Here is an 18231-nt window from a genome sequence, read left to right on the forward strand (position 1 = left end):
CGGTGGTGCCCGGGCCGTGCTCGGCCGCGTCGGCCGCCGCCGCGGCGACGGTGAGCATGGTGCCCTCGACGGGGTGCGCGACCGCCTCGTAGGCGCCGGCCGCGGCGCGGCGCAGCGCGCGCCGCACGGCGTCGGCTTCCGCGTCCGCCGTCTCGGGCTCGGAGAGCACCTCGGCCATGCCGCGGAGCAGTTGGGCCAGGATGGTGCCCGAGTTACCCCGGGCGCCGATCAGCGCGCCGTGCGCCATGCCGCGGACAGCCTCGGCCAGGGTGGGGCTCCCGGTGGCGGCGGCCGCCACGGCCTGCCCCGCCGACTCCAGGGTGAGATAGAGGTTGGTGCCCGTGTCGCCGTCCGCCACCGGGTAGACGTTGATCGCGTCGATGTCCTCGCGGGCACCGCCCACGGCGTCAAGCGCGATCCGGCACCAGCGCCGTACCGCGTCGGCGTCCAGTGGATGCGACACGGTCGGTCCTTCCTCGGGTCTTGTGCTGCCTGGCCGGCGGGCGGCCGCTGGCAGCTTATGACAGGCCGGCGGGCGGGGCGCCGCCCGGTCGTGGTGCCAGCGCGTGCCCGTGGTGCACCGGCCCGATGCCGGCGCCCAGCGCGAAGCCGGCCCGGATGGCGCCGGTCACGTACTTCTTGGCCGCGGCCACCGCCTCCGGCACCGGGTCGCCGGCGGCCAGCCGGGCGGCGATCGCGGAGGCGTAGGTGCAACCGGTGCCGTGCGTGTGGCGGTTGTCGAGGCGGGGGGCGCGCAGCCAGTGCTCGACGGTGCCGTCGGTCAGCAGGTCGGTGGCGTCGCCTGGCAGGTGGCCGCCCTTGATCAGCGCCCAGCGCGGGCCGTACCCGAGCACGGCGTCGGCCGCCCGCCGCAGATCGTCCTCGCCCTCCACCACGACCCCGGTGAGCTGGGCGACCTCGGCCAGGTTGGGGGTGGCGACGGTGGCCACCGGCAGCAGCCGGCCGCGCACCGCGTCCAGGGCGTCGACGGCGAGCAGCGGGTCGCCGTGCTTGGAGACGCCCACCGGGTCGACGACCACGGGCACGTCGAGCGGGGCGAGCAGTTCCGCCACCGTCTCCACCAGCTCGGCCGAGGAGAGCATCCCGGTCTTGACCGCCGCCACCCCGATGTCGTCGACCACCGCGAGGAACTGCGCCCGCACCGCCTCGGCCGGCAGTTCCCAGACGCCCCGCACGCCCAGCGAGTTCTGCGCGGTCACCGCGGTGAGCACGCTCATGCCGTGGGTGCCGAGCGCCAGCATGGTCTTGAGGTCAGCCTGGATGCCGGCGCCGCCGCCGGAGTCGGAGCCTGCGACGGTCAGCACGCGCGGCGGCGTGCGCGGCGGCGTGCGCGGTGGGGTTCCCATGCCCCGACGGTACTCAGCGGGCCAGGTCAGCTCGCGAAGTGGTCCCAGCCGCCGGCCTGCTCCCAGGCCGCGCCGTCCACCGTCACCCGCGGCACGCCCCGGCCCCTGGCCGGCAGCACCTCGCCGATCGGCCGCCAGCGCGCCGGCAGCTTGGTCTCGGGCGGGAACGTGGCGACGATGGCGTGGTCCTCGCCGCCGGTGAGCACCCAGTGCAGCGGGTCGACGCCGACGGCCTGCCCGATGTCCGACATCTGGGCGGGGATGTCGAGCGCGCCGGAGCGGATGTCGATCCGCACCTTGCTGGCCGCCGCGATGTGGTCCAGGTCCGCGATGAGACCGTCGCTGACGTCCGTCATCGCGGTCGCGCCGAGCGCGGCGCCCGCGGGGCCGGCCGGGTAGGGCGGTTCTGGGCGGCGGTGCGCCTCGACGAAGGCGCGCGGGGAGCGGAAGCCGCGGGAGAGCACGGCGTGCCCGGCGGCCGACCAGCCGAGCCAGCCGGTGACGGCGATGATGTCGCCGGGTCTGGCGCCGCCCCTGGTGACCGGCTCGCGCCCGCCGAGGTCGCCGAGCGCGGTGATCGAGACCATGATCGTCTCGCCGCGCACGATGTCGCCGCCGGCCACCCCGGCGGCGGCCACCCGGCACTCGTCGCTGATGCCGTCCATCAGTTCCAGGGCCCAGGTGACGGGGAGTTCGGCCGGCACCACGAGGCCGAGCAGCAGGGCGGTCGGCACGGCGCCCATGGCGGCGACGTCGGCGAGGTTCTGGGCGGCGGCCTTGCGGCCGACGTCGTAGGCGGTGGACCAGTCGCGGCGGAAGTGCCGGCCCTCGAGGAGCATGTCGGTGCTGGCGACGACCCGCCGGTCCGGCGCGGCGACCACCGCGGCGTCGTCCCCCGGGCCGAGCCGCACGGCGGGCGCGCCACCGATCCGGGAGGTGAGCTCCCGGATCAGCCCGAACTCCCCGAGCTCCCCCACAGTCCCCTTCACTCAGCTCTCCTCATGCTCATCTCGCCGGACCACGGGTCAACCTGCCGTGATCAGCACCCGCCGCAGTCTCCCAGTGCCGGTCACGACGCGCTACGGTAGCGCCCCCGTTCCTCGTAGCCGCCGTGGAGGACCCGTGGTACAGGCGTACATCCTGATCCAGACCGAGGTGGGCAAGGCGTCCACCGTGGCCGACGTCATCGCCGGGATCCCCGGCGTGCTCCAGGCCGAGGACGTCACGGGTCCCTACGACGTGATCGTGCGGGCCGAGGCGGAGACGGTGAACGACCTCGGCCGGCTGGTGGTCGCCAAGGTCCAGGGGGTGGTGGGCATCACGCGGACACTGACCTGCCCGATCGTCCACCTCTGAGCCCTCGTATGCTCGCGGGGTGCGGTCTCCCCTACGCCGCGGCCTGCTGGCCGCCACGGTGCTTCTGACCGCCGGCGCGTGCGACTCGTCCGCCGGCGGCCCCGAGGTGACCGCGCCCTCGCCCACGGGCGAGGCGGCGCGGGCCTGCGAGGCGATGGCCACCGACCTCCCGGACGAGGTGGACGGCGAGTCGCTTGGCACGGCGAGCGTCGACTCACCCTACGTGGCCGTCTGGGGCGACCCGGCGATCGTGCTGCGCTGCGGGGTGCCGGAGCCGGCGGTGATGACGGCGGGCAGCGAGACGTACGACCCGGGCGCGGAGTTCGTCGGCGTCAACGACGTGACCTGGCTGTACGAGGAGCGGTCGGACGGCGCCCGGTTCACCACGGCGGAGCGGGAGTTCTTCGTGGAGATGACGGTGCCCGAGGACTACGCCCCCGAGGTCAACCCCCTGTTGGACGTCGCCGCCGCCGTCGTCGACCACATCCCGCCGGACGCGCTCCACTCCCCACCGGACGACCACCACTAGCCGGGCGGCGGCCGTCGGGGGGTTTCCCCCACCCTCCCCCAGCTAACGCCGGGAGGTGCCCCCACAAGCCCCTGCCCGGCTCGCGGCGCGCCCACGGGCCGGCGCTCCGCCATCGGCGACGTTCGCGCTCGGCGCGGGGGCCCGGGCCGGCTTTGTTCACGGGCTACGCCCGTGAACAGCCACGGCCTGCCCGGCACTTACGCCCGGCCGCGCACCGCGCCGATACGCTCCAGCACCGGCAGGCATCCAGCCGGGCCGGCCTGGCGCGGCCGCGCCTGACGGCAGCGCCACCGGGGCGGGCGAATCGCCCGCGCACCACGCCAACGCGCTCCACACCGCCGGACGCCCGGCCGAGCCGGGCCCCTGGCGGCTACGCCGCCGGGACGACGTTGCCGAGGCCGGGCTTACACCCGAGCGAACGCCCCTGGCCCAGGCCGGGCATCGCACCAACGCGCACCGCACCGGCGGGCACCCGACCGGGCCAGGCCCGTGGCGGCACCGCCGCCGGGACAGTGTTGCCCAGGCCGGCGCTTACGCCCGACCGAACCGGGCCGGAGCGAACACCCTCGCCCGGGCGGCGCACCCGGGGCGGGCACATGGCCCGCGCACCACGCCAACGCGCTCCACACCGCCAGGCATCTGGCCGAGCCGGGCCCGTGACGGCAGCGCCGCCGGGACGGCGTTGCCGAGGCCGGGCTTACACCCGAGCGAACACCCCTGGCCCAGGCCGGGCATCGCACCAACGCGCACCGCACCGGCGGGCACCCGACCGGGCCAGGCCCGTGGCGGCACCGCCGCCGGGGCGGCGCAGCCGCGCGAGGCCACCTGCCGGGGGCGGGTGGGTGGGCGCGGCGCCGCGCCGTGGAGCAGCAGGTGGTGGGACGGGCAGGGCGGCCACGCCCGTTCCGCGGCCACGCCCGTTCCGCGGCCACGCCCGTTCAGCGGAGGCCCGTCGAGCGGCGGAGTGCCGTCTGGAGGAGGTGGTCGACGAGTTCCGGGTAGCTCACGCCGCTCGCCTCCCACATGCGCGGGAACATCGAGATCGGCGTGAAGCCCGGCATCGTGTTGATCTCGTTGATGACGAACTCGCCATTCTCCCGCAGGAAGAAGTCGGCCCGGACGAGCCCCTCGCAGGAGGCCGCGTCGAAGGCCCGCACCGCCAGTTCCTGGACGCGGGCGGTCTCCTCGGGGGTGAGCGGGGCCGGCACGATCCCGGCGGCCGAGTCGATGTACTTGGCCTCGAAGTCGTAGAAGTCGTGGCTGGAGACCGGCGGGATCTCGGCCGGCAGGCTGGCGCGGGCGCCGTCCTCGAACTCCAGGACGCCGCACTCGATCTCCCGGCCCCGCAGCAGCGACTCCACGATGATCTTGGGGTCGTGCCGCCTGGCCTCCTCGACGGCCGCCGGCAGGTCCGCCGGGTCCGCGACGCGGGAGATGCCCATCGAGGAGCCGGCGCGGGCCGGCTTCACGAAGAGCGGCCAGCCGTGTTCGTCGGCGAAGTCCGTGATCCTGGCCAGGGCCGCGCCGCGGTCCGCCTCCCACTCGCGGGGCCTGACCACCACGTAGGGGCCGACCGGCAGGCCGAAGGAGGTGAAGACCCGCTTCATGTACTCCTTGTCCATGCCGACCGCCGAGGCCAGCACCCCGGAGCCGACGTACGGCACGCCGGCCAGGTCGAGCAGCCCCTGCAGGGTGCCGTCCTCGCCGTAGGGGCCGTGCAGCATCGGGAACACGACGTCGACGTCGCCGAGGTCCTTCGGCACCGAGCCGGCCTCGGAGTAGACCACCTCGCGCCGGCCGGGGCCGATCGGCAGCACCACGTCGCCGGTGCCCGGCTCGGCGATCTGCTCGACGCTGGGCAGCGAGCGCTCGACGATCGCCATCCGGTCGGGATCGTCGGCCGTGAGCGCCCAACGGCCGTCCGTGGTGATGCCGATGGGCAGCACGTCGTAGCGGTCACGGTCGATGGCCCGGAGCACGGCTCCTGCGGTGACCACCGAGATGGTGTGCTCGGAGCTGCGCCCGCCGAAGACGACGGCGACACGCGGCTTGGCGTGGGGGCTCTGGGGGGAGATCTCGCTGCTCATAACCCCCTGAGGCTACCTAACGGGAGGGCCGCAGTCAGCGCTGCTCGGCCTTGGCGGTTCGCGACATCAGCTCACCCACCGCCACCTGGGGAGACGTGCCCTCGTGCACGATCCGCACCACCGTCTCGGTCAGCGGCATGTCGATGCCGTGACGCCGCGCCAGATCCTGGACCGAACGGCAGGACTTGACGCCCTCGGCGGTCTGCCGGGTGACGGCGATGGTCTCCTCGAGGGTCATGCCGCGCCCGAGGTTGGTGCCGAAGGTGTGGTTGCGGGAGAGCGGCGACGAGCAGGTGGCGATCAGGTCGCCCATGCCGGCGAGGCCGGCGAAGGTGAGCGCGTCCGCGCCCATCGCCAGGCCCAGCCGGCTGATCTCGGCGAGCCCACGGGTCATCAGGGACGCCTTGGTGTTGTCGCCGAGGCCCATGCCGTCGGCGATACCCACGGCGAGCGCGATCACGTTCTTGACGGCGCCGCCGAGTTCGCAGCCGATCACGTCGGTGTTGGTGTAGGGCCGGAAGTAGGGGGTGTGGCAGGCGGCCTGGAGCCGCTTGGCCACGGTCTCGTCGACGCAGGCGACGACGGAGGCGGCCGGTTGGCGTTCGGCGATCTCCGCGGCCAGGTTGGGCCCGGAGAGCACGGCCACCCGCTCGGGGCCGACGCCGGCCACCTCCTCGATGACCTCGCTCATCCGCTTCGCCGTGCCGAGCTCGATGCCCTTCATCAGCGAGACGAGCACGGTGTCGGGGGCCAGCAGTCCGGCCCAGCCGGCAAGGTTGTCGCGCAGCGTCTGGGACGGCACGGAGAGCACCGCGAACTCCGCGCCCCGCGCGGCCTCGGCGGGGTCGGCGGTGGCGCGGACCGTCTCGGGCAGCCGGACGCCTGGCAGGTATTCCTGGTTGGTCCGGGTGGCGTTGACGGCCTCGACCACCTCGGGGCGGCGGGCCCACAACGTCACCTCGCATCCCGCGTCCGCCAGGACGATGGCGAAGGCGGTCCCCCAGGATCCGGTGCCGTAGACGGCGACGCGTGTCACTCCGCTTTCTCCTCCTCAGGCGCGCTCACCGAGCCACGCCGGTCGGCCGATGTACTCCGGTGAACATAGCGGTCCACGGGCGGGGTCTCGTCACGGATCCCGGCGAGCAGGGCCGTGACGGCGTCCATGATCCGGTCGGTGACCTCGCGGAGCACCTCGGTCGTGGGCTCCTGGTCGTAGAACTCCCCCAGATCCACGGGCAGGCCGGCGACCACGGTGAGTGTCTTGCGGGGAACGAGGCGGAACTTGCCCCGACTGACGTAGGGCGGCATCGCCTCGTTGGCGCCCCACTGTGCGACGGGGATCACCGGTGCCCGGGTGGCGAGCGCCACCCGGGCGGCGCCGGTCTTGCCCTGCATCGGCCAGAGCCCGGGGTCGCGGGTGAGGGTGCCCTCCGGGTAGAAGGTGACGCACTCGCCGGCGCGCACGGCCACGACGGCGGCCCGGAACGCGTCGGCGGCGTCGCCGCTCTCGCGGTAGACGGGAATCTGCCCGGTGCCGCGCATGAACCGGCCGACCACGCCACGGTTGAAGAGACTGTCCTTGGCCAGGAATCTGGGGACTCGCCCGGTGTTGTACTGGAAGTGCGCGTAGGAGAAGGGGTCGAGAACGGAGTTGTGATTCACCGCGGTGATGAATCCCCCCTCACCGGGAATATGCTCCATTCCACGCCAGTCCCGCTTGAAGAGCATGCTCATCGTCGGTTTTACCAGAAATGCGGCCAGTCGGTACCAGAAGCCGATTCTGCGGCGAGACACTGGGACACCATCTCCTCTTGCACTGCTCCGGCGCGGTCCGCTGCGGACAGTCGCACAAGTGTCGCCCCGGGGTGAGGGGCTGTCCAGCAGCTCGATCCGCCGCCGCGACGGTCCAAGTTTGCACCCTAATGTGCCGGGGTCGACGCCCGGCAGGCGGCCTTCGCGCCGAGGGACGAGACATCAGGGAGGAAGGGAGAATGACACCGTGCGAGACACGGATGGTTCCGGCTGGGCGTTGATCGTGCCGCTGAAGCCGCTGCGCCTGGCCAAGAGCCGGCTGGCCCCGACGGCCGGCGAGGCGCTGCGGCCCTCGCTCGCGCTGGCCTTCGCCGAGGACACGGTCTCGGCCGCGCTGACCTGTCCGCTGGTGCGGAAAGTGCTGGTGGTGACCGACGACCCGCTGGCCGGCGAGCGGTTGACGGCGCTCGGCGCGGCGGTCGCGCCCGACCGGCCGGGGCGCGGGCTCAACGCGGCGCTGGCGCACGGCGAGTCGGCCGTCAGGAACGAGGATCCCGGCGCCGCCGTGGCGGCGCTCAACGCGGACCTGCCGGCGCTGCGCCCCGCGGAGCTCGCGCGCGTGCTCGCGGCGGCCGGCGAGCGGCCTCGGAGCTTCCTCGCGGACGCCGCGGGGGTGGGTACAACGTTGCTCGCGGCGATGCCCGGAATGCCCCTTGGGCCGGCGTTCGGTGGGCGCTCCAGGGCGCGCCACGCCACATCCGGCGCAACCGAACTTCTGCTCGACGGAGTCGAAAGCGTTCGGCGTGACGTGGACACCGGCGACGACCTGCGCGACGCGCTGGCGCTCGGCGTCGGGCCGCGCACCGCGGCCCGGGTGCGGGGGCTGACCGCTCCCGCGGCGCCTACAGCGTCTGCAGGGTCAGGAAGGTGACGACCCGCCGCTCGCCGGTGCCGGTCACCTCGATCCTGACCCGTTGACCGGGGCGCAGCAGGCGGAGGCCGCCGGCGTCGAAGGCGTCGGCGCCGAACTCCAGGGGCGTGCCGTCGTCCAGGAGGACGCTGCCGGAGCGGGTCTCGGGATCGTAGGTGTACGCGGTGGCCTGCATGGCGCCGAGCATAGGGGCTCGGTCGGGGTGGCGGAACGACGGCGGGCCGGGCTCCGGGATGGAGACCGGCCCGCGGGGGTGGCCGCGCGCTGAGGCCGTCACCTGCGACGCGACGTGGCCTTCTTGGCGGCGGAGCGGGAGGACCCTCGCTTGGCGGGGGCCTTCTTGGCGGTGGCCTTCTTGGCCGGAGCCTTCTTGGCCGCGGCCTTCTTCGCGGTGGTCTTCTTGGCCGTGGTCTTCTTCGCGGCCGTCGTCTTCTTGGCGGTGGTCTTCTTCGCGGCCGTGGTCCGCTTCGCCGTGGCCTTCTTGGCCGCCGCCTTCTTGGTCGCGGCCTTCTTGGTGGTGGTGCCGCCGGAGAGGCTGCCCTTCGGGGCCTTCTTCACCGCGACGTCGTTCTTGGGAAGCTTCTTCGTCCCGGACACCAGGTCCTTGAACCCCTGGCCGGCGCGGAAGCGCGGCACCGACGTCTTCTTGACCCGCACCCGCTCACCGGTCTGCGGGTTGCGGGCGTACCTGGCCGGCCGGTCGACCTTCTCGAACGATCCGAAGCCGGTCACCGAGACCCGCTCGCCCGCGACGACCGCGCGGATAATGGCGTCGAGCACGATATCGACCGCGTCGGCGGCCTGCTGGCGGCCGCCAAGCTTGTCGGCAATCGCCTCTACGAGTTGCGCCTTGTTCACGTCTTCCCCTTCGCAGGCATTGCTGGAACGAATGTGTCCAAGCTTTTTCGCACGTTAGGCAGATATATTCCGCAAATCAAACGCGAAACGGGCTAATCACCCTTGTGTCGCAACGAACTCGACCGGTGCGCGGCCCTCACGAGGCCGCGTCACGACGTTCGCCGGGCCGATCCCGAGCCGGCCACCCCGCGTCAACGTCCTCCATCAGCCGGTCCAGACGACGCGCGGCGCCGGGCAGGTCCTGCTTGGCCGCCGCGGTGATGATCAGCAGCTTCCGGGTGAGAGCTTGCCGTACGTCCTCAGGCACTTGCAGGGCCCGCACCGTCCGGTGCGCGTCCCTCAGTCGAGCGGCGAGGCGGTCGTAGAGTTCGAGTTGACCGTCGCGTTCCATGTCGCCGATTGTGCCACCTTGGCACTGGTATCGCCCTCTAAGCCCCCAACGCCCGTGTCGTACGGGGGAAGACGCGCGACGCCCCCGCCGGTCTGGACCGGCGGGGGCGTCGCTTCTGGCGGGCAGTTGCCCGGCGTGTCAGGCCACTTGGGTGCGGGGCTTGAAGGAGGGTCGGCCGGCCTCGAAGGTGGCCACCTGGTCCTCGTCGCGCAGTGTGATGCTGATGTCGTCGAGCCCTTCGAGCAGCCGCCAGCGGGCGTTCTCGTCGAGCTCGAAGGGCGCCTCGATCCCCTCGGCGACCACCCGGCGCTCGACCAGGTCGACGGTGATCTCCGCGGCCGGGTCGGCCTCGACCAGCGCCCACAGCGCGTCCACCGTCTCCTGCGGGAGCACTACGGTGAGCAGGCCGTTCTTCAGCGAGTTGCCTCGGAAGATGTCGGCGAAGCGAGGGGAGATCACGGCCTTGAAGCCGTAGTTCTGCAGGGCCCAGACGGCGTGCTCACGGGAGGAGCCGGTGCCGAAGTCGGGGCCGGCGACCAGCACCGTGGCGCCGGCGCGCTCGGGCCTGTTGAGCACGAACTCCGGGTCCTTGCGCCAGGCCTCGAACAGGCCGTCCTCGAAGCCGTCCCTGGTGACCTTCTTGAGCCAGTGCGCGGGGATGATCTGGTCGGTGTCGACGTTGCTCCGGCGCAGCGGGACGGCGCGGCCGGTGTGCGTGGTGAAAGCTTCCATGTCCTTCGGTGACCTCATACCTCGGCGGGGGTGGGGGCGGTGGCCAGGTCGGCCGGGGAGGCGAGCCGGCCGGTGACCGCGGTGGCGGCGGCGACCTGCGGCGAGACCAGGTGCGTGCGACCGCCCTTGCCCTGCCTGCCCTCGAAGTTGCGGTTGGAGGTGGAGGCGCAGCGCTCCTGGGGGGCGAGTTGGTCGGGGTTCATGCCCAGACACATCGAACACCCGGCGTGCCGCCACTCGGCGCCGGCGGCCGTGAACACCTTGTCCAGGCCCTCCTCGACGGCCTGCAGCGCCACCCGGACCGATCCTGGCACCACCAGCATCCGCACCCCGTCCGCGATCTGCCGGCCGTCGAGCACGGCGGCGGCCGAGCGCAGGTCCTCGATCCTGCCGTTGGTGCACGAGCCGACGAACACGGTGTCCACCGGGATGTCCCGCAGCCGCTGGCCGGCCGTGAGCCCCATGTACTCGAGGGCCCGCTCGGCCGCCGTGCGCTCGTTGGGGTCGGCGTAGGAGGCCGGGTCGGGCACGGACTCCGACAGCGGCGCGCCCTGGCCGGGGTTGGTGCCCCAGGTGACGAACGGCGCCAGCTCGGCGGCCTCGATGACGACCTCGTGGTCGAAGACGGCGTCCTCGTCGGTGCGGAGGGTCTTCCAGTAGGCGACGGCGGCGTCCCAGTCGGCGCCCTCGGGCGCGTGGTCGCGGCCCTTCAGGTAGGCGAAGGTCGTCTCGTCGGGGGCGATCATGCCGGCGCGGGCGCCGGCCTCGATCGACATGTTGCAGATCGTCATCCGCGCCTCCATCGAGAGCTTCTCGATGGCCTCGCCGCGGTACTCAAGGACATAGCCCTGGCCGCCGCCGGTGCCGATCCTGGCGATGATCGCCAGGATCAGGTCCTTGGCGGTGACGCCGGCCGGCAGCTCGCCGAGCACGGTGACCGCCATGGTGCGGAACGGGGCCATCGGCAGCGTCTGGGTGGCCAGCACGTGCTCGACCTGGCTGGTGCCGATGCCGAAGGCCAGCGCGCCGAACGCGCCGTGCGTGGAGGTGTGGCTGTCGCCACAGACCACGGTCGTGCCGGGCTGGGTCAGGCCGAGCTGCGGGCCGACCACGTGCACCACGCCCTGCTCGGCGTCGCCCAGCGGGTGCAGCCGGACGCCGAACTCCGCGCAGTTCCCGCGGAGGGTCTCCAGCTGGGTGCGGGACACCGGGTCCGCGATGGGCTTGTCGATGTCGAGCGTGGGGGTGTTGTGGTCCTCGGTGGCGATGGTGAGGTCCGTGCGGCGCACCCGGCGGCCGTTCTTGCGCAGCCCGTCGAAGGCCTGCGGGCTGGTCACCTCGTGGAGCAGGTGGAGGTCGATGTAGAGCAGGTCTGGCTCGCCCTCCGCGCGCCGGACGACATGGTCGTCCCAGACTTTCTCCGCCAGTGTCCGTCCCATCGCATTTCCCTCCGGCATCGCCGCTGGTCTCGGGTGGCCGCCGTCCGCTCCCCTGGCCCGCCCCGGGCGGCGGGGGCCTCGGTCGGACGTGGCCGGTGACGCGCTCCGCGCACACGACGCGGAACACTGCCCCCCAGCCTGCCGCCTTCTCTCGAAAATTGAACTTGCGTTTCACAGTGTGAGACGCGAATATCGTTGCATGGACAACTCTAGCGGCGATTCCAGCGGTGTGGGCGTTCTGGACAAGGCTGCGCTGGTGCTCGGGGCCCTGGAGTCCGGGCCGGCCACGCTGGCCGGCCTGGTCGGGGCGACGGGGCTCGCCAGGCCGACCGCGCACCGGATGGCGGTGGCGCTCGAGTACCACCGGCTGTTGGCCCGGGACATGCAGGGCAGGTTCGTGCTGGGCCCGCGGCTCGCCGAGCTGGCCGCCGCGGCCGGCGAGGACCGGCTGCTGGCCGCCGCAGGCCCGGTGCTGACCGCGCTGCGCGACCTGACAGGGGAGAGCGCCCAGCTCTACCGGCGCCAGGGCGACATGCGGATCTGCGTGGCCGCCGCCGAGCGGCTCTCCGGACTGCGGGACACCGTGCCGGTGGGCTCCACGCTCCCCATGAAGGCCGGCTCGGCCGCCCAGATCCTGCTGGCCTGGGAGGAGCCCGAGCGGCTGCACCACGGGCTGCAGGGCGCCCGCTTCACCGCCACCGCGCTCTCCGGGGTGCGCCGCCGCGGCTGGGCCCAGTCCATCGGGGAGCGGGAGCCCGGTGTGGCCTCCGTCTCGGCGCCGGTGCGCGGGCCCTCCAACCGGGTCGTGGCCGCCGTCTCCGTGTCCGGGCCGATCGAGCGGCTGACCCGCCACCCCGGCCGGATGCACGCCCAGTCCCTGCTGGACGCCGCCGGCCGCCTCACCGAGGCGCTGCGGCGCACCGGCGGCTGACCGAGCCCCTCCGCTAGACGGCGAGCCGCTCGGCGGCCCGCTCGCCGCGCCTGCCGATCGGTATGACGCCGGTAGCCTCGCCCAGGCCGAAGGGCGGCATGTTCAGGTAGAACTGCTCGTGCGCCCCGGCCGGCACGACATAGGTCTCGTGCCAGAAGCCGACCCGGCCCCGCCCCGCGCGCAGCCGGCGGTTGAACGCCGCCCAGGCCGGCCGATGGAGCCCGCCCCGAGCGGAGGCGTAGGCCAGCAGCTCCTCGTGCGAGCGCCAGTACTGCACGACGTAGATCAGCCGCGGCCCGCCGAACAGCAGCCGGTAGCCGAGCATCCCGCGCTCCTTCTCGCCGGAGAGCTCCCTCAGCATCCGCGGCATCGCCAGGAACGTCGGCCACCAGGAGCTCAGCCGCCAGAAGCTGTTGATCCGCATGCCGATCAGGAAGACCGTCACTCCCCCGTTGTCGGCCGCCGTCATCCGGCCCTCGATGATCTTCGCCATGATCCCCGCTCGCTCTCCGTGCGTCTCTTGGCCCCACTATTGGATACCAACGCTATCCATGATTGGATAGTGCCACTCACCAAGCAGGAAAGCAAGAGGGGGCGGGACGATGCGGCTGGCCGAGCTCTGCGAGCGCAGCGGGGTCTCCATCGCGACGATCAAGTACTACCTGCGGGAGGGCCTGCTGCCGGCCGGCCGGCGGGTCAGCGCCACCCAGGCCGAGTACGACGAGGAGCACCTGCGCCGGCTGCGCCTGGTGCGGGCGCTCGTGCAGGTGGGGCGGGTGCCGGTGGCCACCGCCCGCGAGGTGCTGGCCGCGGTGGACGACGACTCGATGGACCAGCTGACGCGGCTCGGCACGGCGGTCGCCGCGCTGCCCGGCGCCGCCAGGCTCACGGAGGGCGACCAGGCCGCCACCGGGGCGGCGGAGCGCACCGCCGAGGAGTTGCAGACACTGCTCGGCTGGCGGGTGGTGCCGGAGAACCCGGCGCATGTCTCGCTGGTCGCCTCGCTCGCCGCGCTGCGGCGGCTCGGCTACCCCTGCGAGGTGTCCCAACTCCTGCCCTACGGGCGGCTGGCGGACGAGCTGGCCGCTCACGAGGTCGCGCTGGTCGAGGAGTTCGAGGCCCCCACCACCCAACTCGAGGCCGCCGTCGCCCTGACGGTGCTCTACGAGCCGGTGCTGCTGAGCCTGCGCCGGCTGGCCCAGGCCGAGGAGGCGAGCCGCAGGTTCGACCCCGGCACGACATGAGCCAGAACACGACGAAGGCCCCCTCGCCTGAGCGAGGAGGCCCTGTCGTCGTCGAGTACCCCCGACCGGATTCGAACCGGCGCTACCGCCTTGAGAGGGCGGCGTGCTAGGCCGCTACACAACGGGGGCTCGCGTGGAGATCCTGGCGGATCACCGTACCCCCGACCGGATTCGAACCGGCGCTACCGCCTTGAGAGGGCGGCGTGCTAGGCCGCTACACAACGGGGGCCTTCGATCTCGTGAAAGATCGCGCTGGGGTACCAGGACTCGAACCTAGACTAACTGAACCAGAATCAGTCGTGCTGCCAATTACACCATACCCCACCAAAACTCAACCCCGGCTGGGGTTTCTGTTCGGGTGACCGCCTTGGTTTCCGGCCTTCTGGCCTCCTTGGCGGCAGGAAGAACACTACCCGATGGGGGACGGTGGTCCAAAACGAGATCCTGGACCGCCGCCCCCCGAGCCGGGGATGTCAGCCAGCGGTCAGCCGGGTCAGCGCCGCGTCCACCCGGGCCAGGGTGCGCTCCCGGCCCAGGACCTCGAGGGACTCGAACAGCGGCAGCCCCACCGTGCGCCCCGTGACGGCCACTCGGAGCGGCGCCTGGGCCTTGCCGAGCTTCAGCCCGTGGGCCTCGCCGGCGGCCAGCACGGCGGCCTTCAGCGGCTCCGCCGCCCAGTCGGCCGGCGCCAGCGCGGCCAGGTTCTCCCTGGCCGTCCCGAGGACGGCCTCGGCGCCCGGCTTCATCGCCTTCTGCCAGGACGCCTCGTCGCTCACCGGCTCGTCGAGGAAGAGGAAGTCGACGTTGTCGGTGATGTCGGAGAGCACCGTGAGCCGGGTCTGGGCCAGCGGGGCCAGGGCGGCGAAGGCGACCGGGTCGAACGCGTCCGGCTTCCAGGGCGCGTGCGGGGCGCGCAGCCAGGGCTCGCAGGCCGCGACGAAGTCCTCGGTGGAGAGGTGGTCCCTGATGTGGGTGGCGTTGATCGCCTCGCACTTCTTCAGGTCGAAGCGCGCCGGGTTGGGCACCACGTCGGCGATGTCGAAGGCGGCCACCAGCTCGTCGACCGTGAAGACGTCCCGGTCCTCGGCGATCGACCAGCCGAGCAGCGACAGGTAGTTGAGCAGCCCGGAGGGCAGGAAGCCGCGCTCCCGGTAGAGGTTGAGCGAGGACTCGGGGTCGCGCTTGGACAGCTTCTTGGTGCCCTCGCCGAGCACGTAGGGGAGGTGGCCGAAGGCGGGCACCTCGCCGGTACCGACGCCGATCTCGCCCAGCGCGCGGTAGAGCGCGATCTGCCGGGGGGTGGAGGAGAGCAGGTCCTCGCCGCGGAGCACGTGGGTGATCTCCATCAGCGCGTCGTCCACCGGATTGACCAGGGTGTAGAGCGGGGCGCCGTTGGCCCGGACGATGCCGTAGTCGGGCACGTTCTCCGGGGTGAACGTCAGCTCGCCGCGCACCAGGTCGGTGAAGGTGATCGGGGTGTCCGGCATCCGGAAGCGCACGATGGGCTGCCGGCCCTCGGCCTCGTAGGCCGCGCGCTGCTCGTCGCTGACCGTGCGGCACTTGCCGTCGTAGCCGGAGGGGCGGCCGGCCGCGCGGGCGGCGTCGCGGCGCTCCGCCAGCTCCTCCGGGGTGCAGTAGCAGTGGTAGGCGTGACCGGCGGCCAGCAGCCGGCCGGCGACGTCCGCGTAGATCTCCATCCGCTGGGACTGCCGGTAGGGGGCGTGCGGGCCGCCGACCTCGGGGCCCTCGTCCCAGTCGAGCCCCAGCCAGCGCATGGCGTCGAGCAGCGCCTCGTAGGACTCCTCCGAGTCCCGGGCCGCGTCGGTGTCCTCGATGCGGAAGACCAGGGTGCCGCCGTGGTGCCGGGCGAACGCCCAGTTGAACAGGGCGGTGCGCACCAACCCGACGTGCGGGTTGCCCGTCGGGGACGGGCAGAAGCGGACGCGGACCGGGGACGAGGATTCGGTCACGAGAGTTTCTGGAGCATGCCCGTGGCTACCGAGCCAGGGCAGTTACCCCTTCCTCCTTCTTGATGGTGTAGCCGTAACCGTCGGCCCTCTGGAGGAGGCGGACGTAACGGTGGTGGATGCCTTGGACAAGTCCGTGAGACGTACGAATGTTAAAGCGACCGGTAGCGCGTACGGCGACACGGCCGGTCTGGCTGCCCTGGTACCTGCCTCGGGGAACGACCGCTCGGACCAAGTCACCGGTAGCGAAGCCGAAAAAACGCTTGCGGCGCGGGTTAACCTTGCGAGGGAACCCACTGCGATCGGAATCGGTGCGTCTGTACCGGCCACGGCCTGTAGCCGTCGCCACGAGCGCTGTGGCTGGATACCTGACGATCTTGCCTGCCTCACCGATGTCGCCGACGCAGACGGCGTCCAGCGTGTGCGACTTGGGCAGCCCCTGGCGGAGTCGGTTGTACTTGGTTCGGCCCCCGGACCAGGCGGCCACGGGGACGCCGATGGTGTGTAGCTGGCGCCAGATGCCCCATCGGGTGGAGTTCATCACCGCGGCATCGCGGAGGGGTGCCTTCGCCTGTGCTCGGAGCCTGGCGACCAGTGCCGGTTTGTTGGTCAGGAACTCCTCCAGCCGCTGAGCGCCCTTGGCCTGGTTACAGGAGGAGCAGGCCAGCGTGAGGTTCGTCATTCGATCACTGCCGCCCTTGGAACGCGGCGTGATGTGCTCGATCTGGAGCGGTGTTCCCTCAGTTCCGCAGTAGACGCAGGCTCTGCCCCACTTCTCCAGTAGGTACTGCCGGACCTCATAGCCCGCCAACGTGCCCTGCCGGTACTCGACGCAGGACAGCGTCTCGCGACCGCGCGAAAGGGCGTGCACGTCGAACGACACCCGTTCGGCATGGATCTCGGTGATCGGGAAGAGCCTGGTCAGACGCGTGACCTGGGCGAGGACGGTATCCACCCGGTGTCTGAGCGAGGGGGCGAGCCAACCACGTGGCCGTCGTCGGTTGAGGAACCGAGGCGCGCGATAGCGCAGGTTGGCGACTCGCCGTCTGCGTCGGTGATCTGCACGCCGCCGCAGAGCCGCGCGGATGGCTTGGCCACGGTGCTCGATCTCGAGCGCGTATAGCCCTTTCCGTGCATGTGTGTGAAGACTGTCAACGGTGACGGCGATGCCTGTGGCCTTGGAGCCCGGATCGATGCGGACGGCGACTCCTGCCACCACCGAGTCCCCCACCGTTCGATCCCTGAGGCGGATCGTGAAAGGTGTGTGGCGCGCCACCACGGCCCGGCGTTGGTCGAGCAGTTTCCGGGCGCGTGCTGGGTGGCAGGGCATCAGAGGACTGCCCCGTCGATCTAGTACCGCCACCATCGGCGCGCCGGCACGCGCATGAATGTCGCCGTTACCAGCGATAGGTGCTCCCTCGACCACCATTGGTGTGGTGGTCTCGGGGTGACGTGCCCGGCGGCTGGTGCCGCCTCCGGGCATCTCCCCTCGCCCATGTCCCAGATCGAGTGCCCGGCGTGACGCCGGGCCTCCGCAAGCCGTTTCGTCCCTGCTCCCAGAGGTGTCTGCGCTCGCGGATTCCAGAGCCCGCCGCTGAGGAAGCACGGCGGGGTGGGTCTGCCCACCCACCTGGAACGTAGCCATCGAATGCACCTCCCTTGGATCCACTCGATCACGATGGCTTGGGCTGGTCACTCACGGCCTTACAGACCGAGGAGCGAGTGACGCTTGACGACCTTGTTGGTGAGAGTGCCGATGCCTTCGATGGTGACGGCGACCTCGTCGCCGACGTGGACCGGGCCGACGCCGGCCGGGGTGCCGGTGAGGATGACGTCCTGCGGGAGCAGGGTCATCGACTCGGTGATGTGCACGATCAGGTCCTCGACCGAGCGCACCATCTCGCTGGTGCGGCCGAGTTGCCGCTGCTCGCCGTTGACCGTGCAGCCCACGGCGAGGTCGGCCGGGTCGAGGTCGGTCTCGATCCAGGGGCCCAGCGGGCAGGAGGTGTCGAAGCCCTTGGCACGCGCCCACTGGGTCTCGCGCTGCTGGACGTCGCGCGCGGTCAGGTCGTTGGCGCAGGTGTAGCCGAGGATGACGTCGCGGGCGCGCTCGCGGGGGACGTCGCGGCAGAGCCGGCCGATGACGATGGCGAGCTCCGCCTCGTGGTGCACGTCGGAGGAGATCGAGGGGTAGACGATCGCGTCGCCGTGGCCGATCACGGAGGTGGACGGCTTGAAGAAGGTGACCGGCACCTCGGGCACGGCGTTGCCCAGCTCGCGGGCGTGTTCCGCGTAGTTGCGGCCGATGGCCACGATCTTGCTGGGCAGCACCGGGGGCAACAGGCGGACCTGGCTCACCGGCACCCGGCGGCCCGAGCGTTCGAATTCGGCGAACGGGTGGCCCTTGATGATGTCGAGCTGGAGCCCGCCGTCGGCGGCGGGCTCCTCCTCGACCACGCCGAAGCCAACGGTGCCGTCGATGGAGAATCTGGCGATGCGCACGGCCGCCAGCCTAGACGGCCTCAGCGCAGGCGCGCCATCAGGGCGTGTTCGACGAGGGTGATCAGGCCGCTCTTGGCCTCGGACCGGTGGCGGGCGTCGGTGGTGATGATGGGGGCGTCGGGGCCGATCTGCAGCGCCTCCCGCA

General features: G+C 72.2%; 20 protein-coding genes, 3 tRNA genes and 1 pseudogene. 5 read left to right on the forward strand and 19 right to left on the reverse strand.

All coding sequences use genetic code 11. The features are described from left to right. The 3 genes from ACYVPE_RS34920 to ACYVPE_RS34930 all read right to left on the reverse strand — a co-directional run. The coding region (locus ACYVPE_RS34920; protein WP_461037830.1) for a DAK2 domain-containing protein at positions 1 to 463 on the reverse strand (463 nt) is incomplete at its 3' end. A 55-nt stretch (positions 464 to 518) separates the two neighbouring features. Continuing rightward, a complete protein-coding gene (gene thiD / locus ACYVPE_RS34925; protein WP_461037831.1) occupies positions 519 to 1367 on the reverse strand; it encodes a bifunctional hydroxymethylpyrimidine kinase/phosphomethylpyrimidine kinase in 849 nt (282 codons plus the stop codon). 26 nt (positions 1368 to 1393) lie between these two features. Then, the gene (locus ACYVPE_RS34930; RefSeq protein WP_461037832.1) at positions 1394 to 2356 is read right to left on the reverse strand and encodes a thiamine-phosphate kinase; all 963 of its coding nucleotides are present in this window, start codon (positions 2354 to 2356) and stop codon (positions 1394 to 1396) included. A 133-nt stretch (positions 2357 to 2489) separates the two neighbouring features. On the opposite strand from ACYVPE_RS34930, the gene ACYVPE_RS34935 reads away from it, so the two are divergent. Further along, positions 2490 to 2723: an Lrp/AsnC ligand binding domain-containing protein gene (locus ACYVPE_RS34935; protein WP_461037833.1), complete on the forward strand. Its 234-nt coding sequence runs from the start codon at positions 2490 to 2492 to the stop codon at positions 2721 to 2723. Positions 2724 to 2742: 19 nt separating this feature from the next. Then, on the forward strand, positions 2743 to 3252 hold the full coding sequence (locus tag ACYVPE_RS34940; protein WP_461037834.1) for a DUF3515 domain-containing protein: 510 nt from the start codon (positions 2743 to 2745) through the stop codon (positions 3250 to 3252). Between the two features lie 938 nt (positions 3253 to 4190). On the opposite strand, the gene ACYVPE_RS34945 is transcribed toward ACYVPE_RS34940, so the two are convergent. Genes ACYVPE_RS34945 through ACYVPE_RS34955 form a run of 3 tightly spaced genes read right to left on the reverse strand, consistent with a single transcriptional unit; the run spans position 4191 to position 7133 of the window. Then, positions 4191 to 5339, reverse strand: coding sequence for a D-alanine--D-alanine ligase family protein (locus ACYVPE_RS34945; RefSeq protein ID WP_461037835.1), 1149 nt, complete (start codon positions 5337 to 5339; stop codon positions 4191 to 4193). A 34-nt stretch (positions 5340 to 5373) separates the two neighbouring features. Further along, complete coding sequence (locus ACYVPE_RS34950) at positions 5374 to 6375, reverse strand: NAD(P)H-dependent glycerol-3-phosphate dehydrogenase (protein WP_461037836.1); 1002 nt, start codon at positions 6373 to 6375, stop codon at positions 5374 to 5376. Beyond that, a complete protein-coding gene (locus ACYVPE_RS34955; protein ID WP_461037837.1) occupies positions 6372 to 7133 on the reverse strand; it encodes a lysophospholipid acyltransferase family protein in 762 nt (253 codons plus the stop codon). Before ACYVPE_RS34955 ends, ACYVPE_RS34950 begins: the two co-directional genes overlap by 4 nt. 205 nt (positions 7134 to 7338) lie before the next feature. On the opposite strand from ACYVPE_RS34955, the gene cofC reads away from it, so the two are divergent. Next, on the forward strand, positions 7339 to 8022 hold the full coding sequence (gene cofC / locus ACYVPE_RS34960) for a 2-phospho-L-lactate guanylyltransferase (RefSeq protein WP_461037838.1): 684 nt from the start codon (positions 7339 to 7341) through the stop codon (positions 8020 to 8022). Here cofC and ACYVPE_RS34965 read toward each other — a convergent pair. The 5 genes from ACYVPE_RS34965 to leuC all read right to left on the reverse strand — a co-directional run bounded on the left by ACYVPE_RS34965 (position 7994) and on the right by leuC (position 11442). After that, complete coding sequence (locus ACYVPE_RS34965; RefSeq protein WP_461037839.1) at positions 7994 to 8197, reverse strand: hypothetical protein; 204 nt, start codon at positions 8195 to 8197, stop codon at positions 7994 to 7996. The two genes, cofC and ACYVPE_RS34965, sit on opposite strands and share 29 nt — an antisense overlap. Before the next feature lie 98 nt (positions 8198 to 8295). Beyond that, complete coding sequence (locus ACYVPE_RS34970) at positions 8296 to 8880, reverse strand: HU family DNA-binding protein (protein WP_461037840.1); 585 nt, start codon at positions 8878 to 8880, stop codon at positions 8296 to 8298. A gap of 136 nt (positions 8881 to 9016) precedes the next feature. Continuing rightward, complete coding sequence (locus ACYVPE_RS34975; protein WP_461037841.1) at positions 9017 to 9271, reverse strand: SCO5555 family protein; 255 nt, start codon at positions 9269 to 9271, stop codon at positions 9017 to 9019. 138 nt (positions 9272 to 9409) lie between these two features. Beyond that, a complete protein-coding gene (gene leuD, locus ACYVPE_RS34980) occupies positions 9410 to 10003 on the reverse strand; it encodes a 3-isopropylmalate dehydratase small subunit (protein ID WP_461037842.1) in 594 nt (197 codons plus the stop codon). Between the two features lie 14 nt (positions 10004 to 10017). Beyond that, complete coding sequence (leuC, locus tag ACYVPE_RS34985; protein ID WP_461037843.1) at positions 10018 to 11442, reverse strand: 3-isopropylmalate dehydratase large subunit; 1425 nt, start codon at positions 11440 to 11442, stop codon at positions 10018 to 10020. A 199-nt stretch (positions 11443 to 11641) separates the two neighbouring features. On the opposite strand from leuC, the gene ACYVPE_RS34990 reads away from it, so the two are divergent. Then, positions 11642 to 12373, forward strand: a complete 732-nt coding sequence (locus ACYVPE_RS34990) for an IclR family transcriptional regulator (RefSeq protein WP_461037844.1) — start codon at positions 11642 to 11644, stop codon at positions 12371 to 12373. Between the two features lie 13 nt (positions 12374 to 12386). Here ACYVPE_RS34990 and ACYVPE_RS34995 read toward each other — a convergent pair whose 3' ends face one another. After that, positions 12387 to 12866, reverse strand: coding sequence for a DUF4188 domain-containing protein (locus tag ACYVPE_RS34995; RefSeq protein WP_461037845.1), 480 nt, complete (start codon positions 12864 to 12866; stop codon positions 12387 to 12389). A gap of 109 nt (positions 12867 to 12975) precedes the next feature. Between ACYVPE_RS34995 and ACYVPE_RS35000 the strand changes: the two genes are divergently transcribed. Next, on the forward strand, positions 12976 to 13617 hold the full coding sequence (locus ACYVPE_RS35000) for a MerR family transcriptional regulator (RefSeq protein ID WP_461037846.1): 642 nt from the start codon (positions 12976 to 12978) through the stop codon (positions 13615 to 13617). A 56-nt stretch (positions 13618 to 13673) separates the two neighbouring features. Here the strand turns inward: ACYVPE_RS35000 and ACYVPE_RS35005 are convergent. The 7 genes and pseudogenes from ACYVPE_RS35005 to ACYVPE_RS35035 all read right to left on the reverse strand — a co-directional run. Then, positions 13674 to 13746, reverse strand: a tRNA-Glu gene (locus ACYVPE_RS35005). A 27-nt stretch (positions 13747 to 13773) separates the two neighbouring features. Further along, a tRNA-Glu gene (locus ACYVPE_RS35010) sits at positions 13774 to 13846 on the reverse strand. A 23-nt stretch (positions 13847 to 13869) separates the two neighbouring features. Then, a tRNA-Gln gene (locus ACYVPE_RS35015) sits at positions 13870 to 13941 on the reverse strand. 149 nt (positions 13942 to 14090) lie between these two features. Continuing rightward, a complete protein-coding gene (gene gltX, locus ACYVPE_RS35020) occupies positions 14091 to 15587 on the reverse strand; it encodes a glutamate--tRNA ligase (RefSeq protein ID WP_461037847.1) in 1497 nt (498 codons plus the stop codon). A gap of 25 nt (positions 15588 to 15612) precedes the next feature. Continuing rightward, positions 15613 to 17229, reverse strand: a complete 1617-nt coding sequence (gene iscB / locus ACYVPE_RS35025; RefSeq protein ID WP_461037848.1) for an RNA-guided endonuclease IscB — start codon at positions 17227 to 17229, stop codon at positions 15613 to 15615. A gap of 59 nt (positions 17230 to 17288) precedes the next feature. Continuing rightward, positions 17289 to 18086: a fumarylacetoacetate hydrolase family protein gene (locus ACYVPE_RS35030; RefSeq protein ID WP_461037849.1), complete on the reverse strand. Its 798-nt coding sequence runs from the start codon at positions 18084 to 18086 to the stop codon at positions 17289 to 17291. Between the two features lie 20 nt (positions 18087 to 18106). Next, positions 18107 to 18231 (reverse strand): annotated as a pseudogene (locus ACYVPE_RS35035) (ATP-binding protein); the annotation flags it as partial.

It is taken from the genome of Streptomyces mayteni (genome assembly GCF_054783955.1).

Coding starts and splice junctions, on each gene's coding strand:
- thiD (WP_461037831.1), bottom strand. CDS start 1,367: ATGGGAACCCCACCGCGCACGCCGCCGCGCACGCCGCCGCGCGTGCTG.
- ACYVPE_RS34945 (WP_461037835.1), bottom strand. CDS start 5,339: ATGAGCAGCGAGATCTCCCCCCAGAGCCCCCACGCCAAGCCGCGTGTC.
- ACYVPE_RS34965 (WP_461037839.1), bottom strand. CDS start 8,197: ATGCAGGCCACCGCGTACACCTACGATCCCGAGACCCGCTCCGGCAGC.
- ACYVPE_RS34975 (WP_461037841.1), bottom strand. CDS start 9,271: ATGGAACGCGACGGTCAACTCGAACTCTACGACCGCCTCGCCGCTCGA.
- leuD (WP_461037842.1), bottom strand. CDS start 10,003: ATGGAAGCTTTCACCACGCACACCGGCCGCGCCGTCCCGCTGCGCCGG.
- leuC (WP_461037843.1), bottom strand. CDS start 11,442: ATGGGACGGACACTGGCGGAGAAAGTCTGGGACGACCATGTCGTCCGG.
- ACYVPE_RS34990 (WP_461037844.1), top strand. CDS start 11,642: ATGGACAACTCTAGCGGCGATTCCAGCGGTGTGGGCGTTCTGGACAAG.
- ACYVPE_RS34995 (WP_461037845.1), bottom strand. CDS start 12,866: ATGGCGAAGATCATCGAGGGCCGGATGACGGCGGCCGACAACGGGGGA.
- ACYVPE_RS35000 (WP_461037846.1), top strand. CDS start 12,976: ATGCGGCTGGCCGAGCTCTGCGAGCGCAGCGGGGTCTCCATCGCGACG.
- iscB (WP_461037848.1), bottom strand. CDS start 17,229: ATGGCTACGTTCCAGGTGGGTGGGCAGACCCACCCCGCCGTGCTTCCT.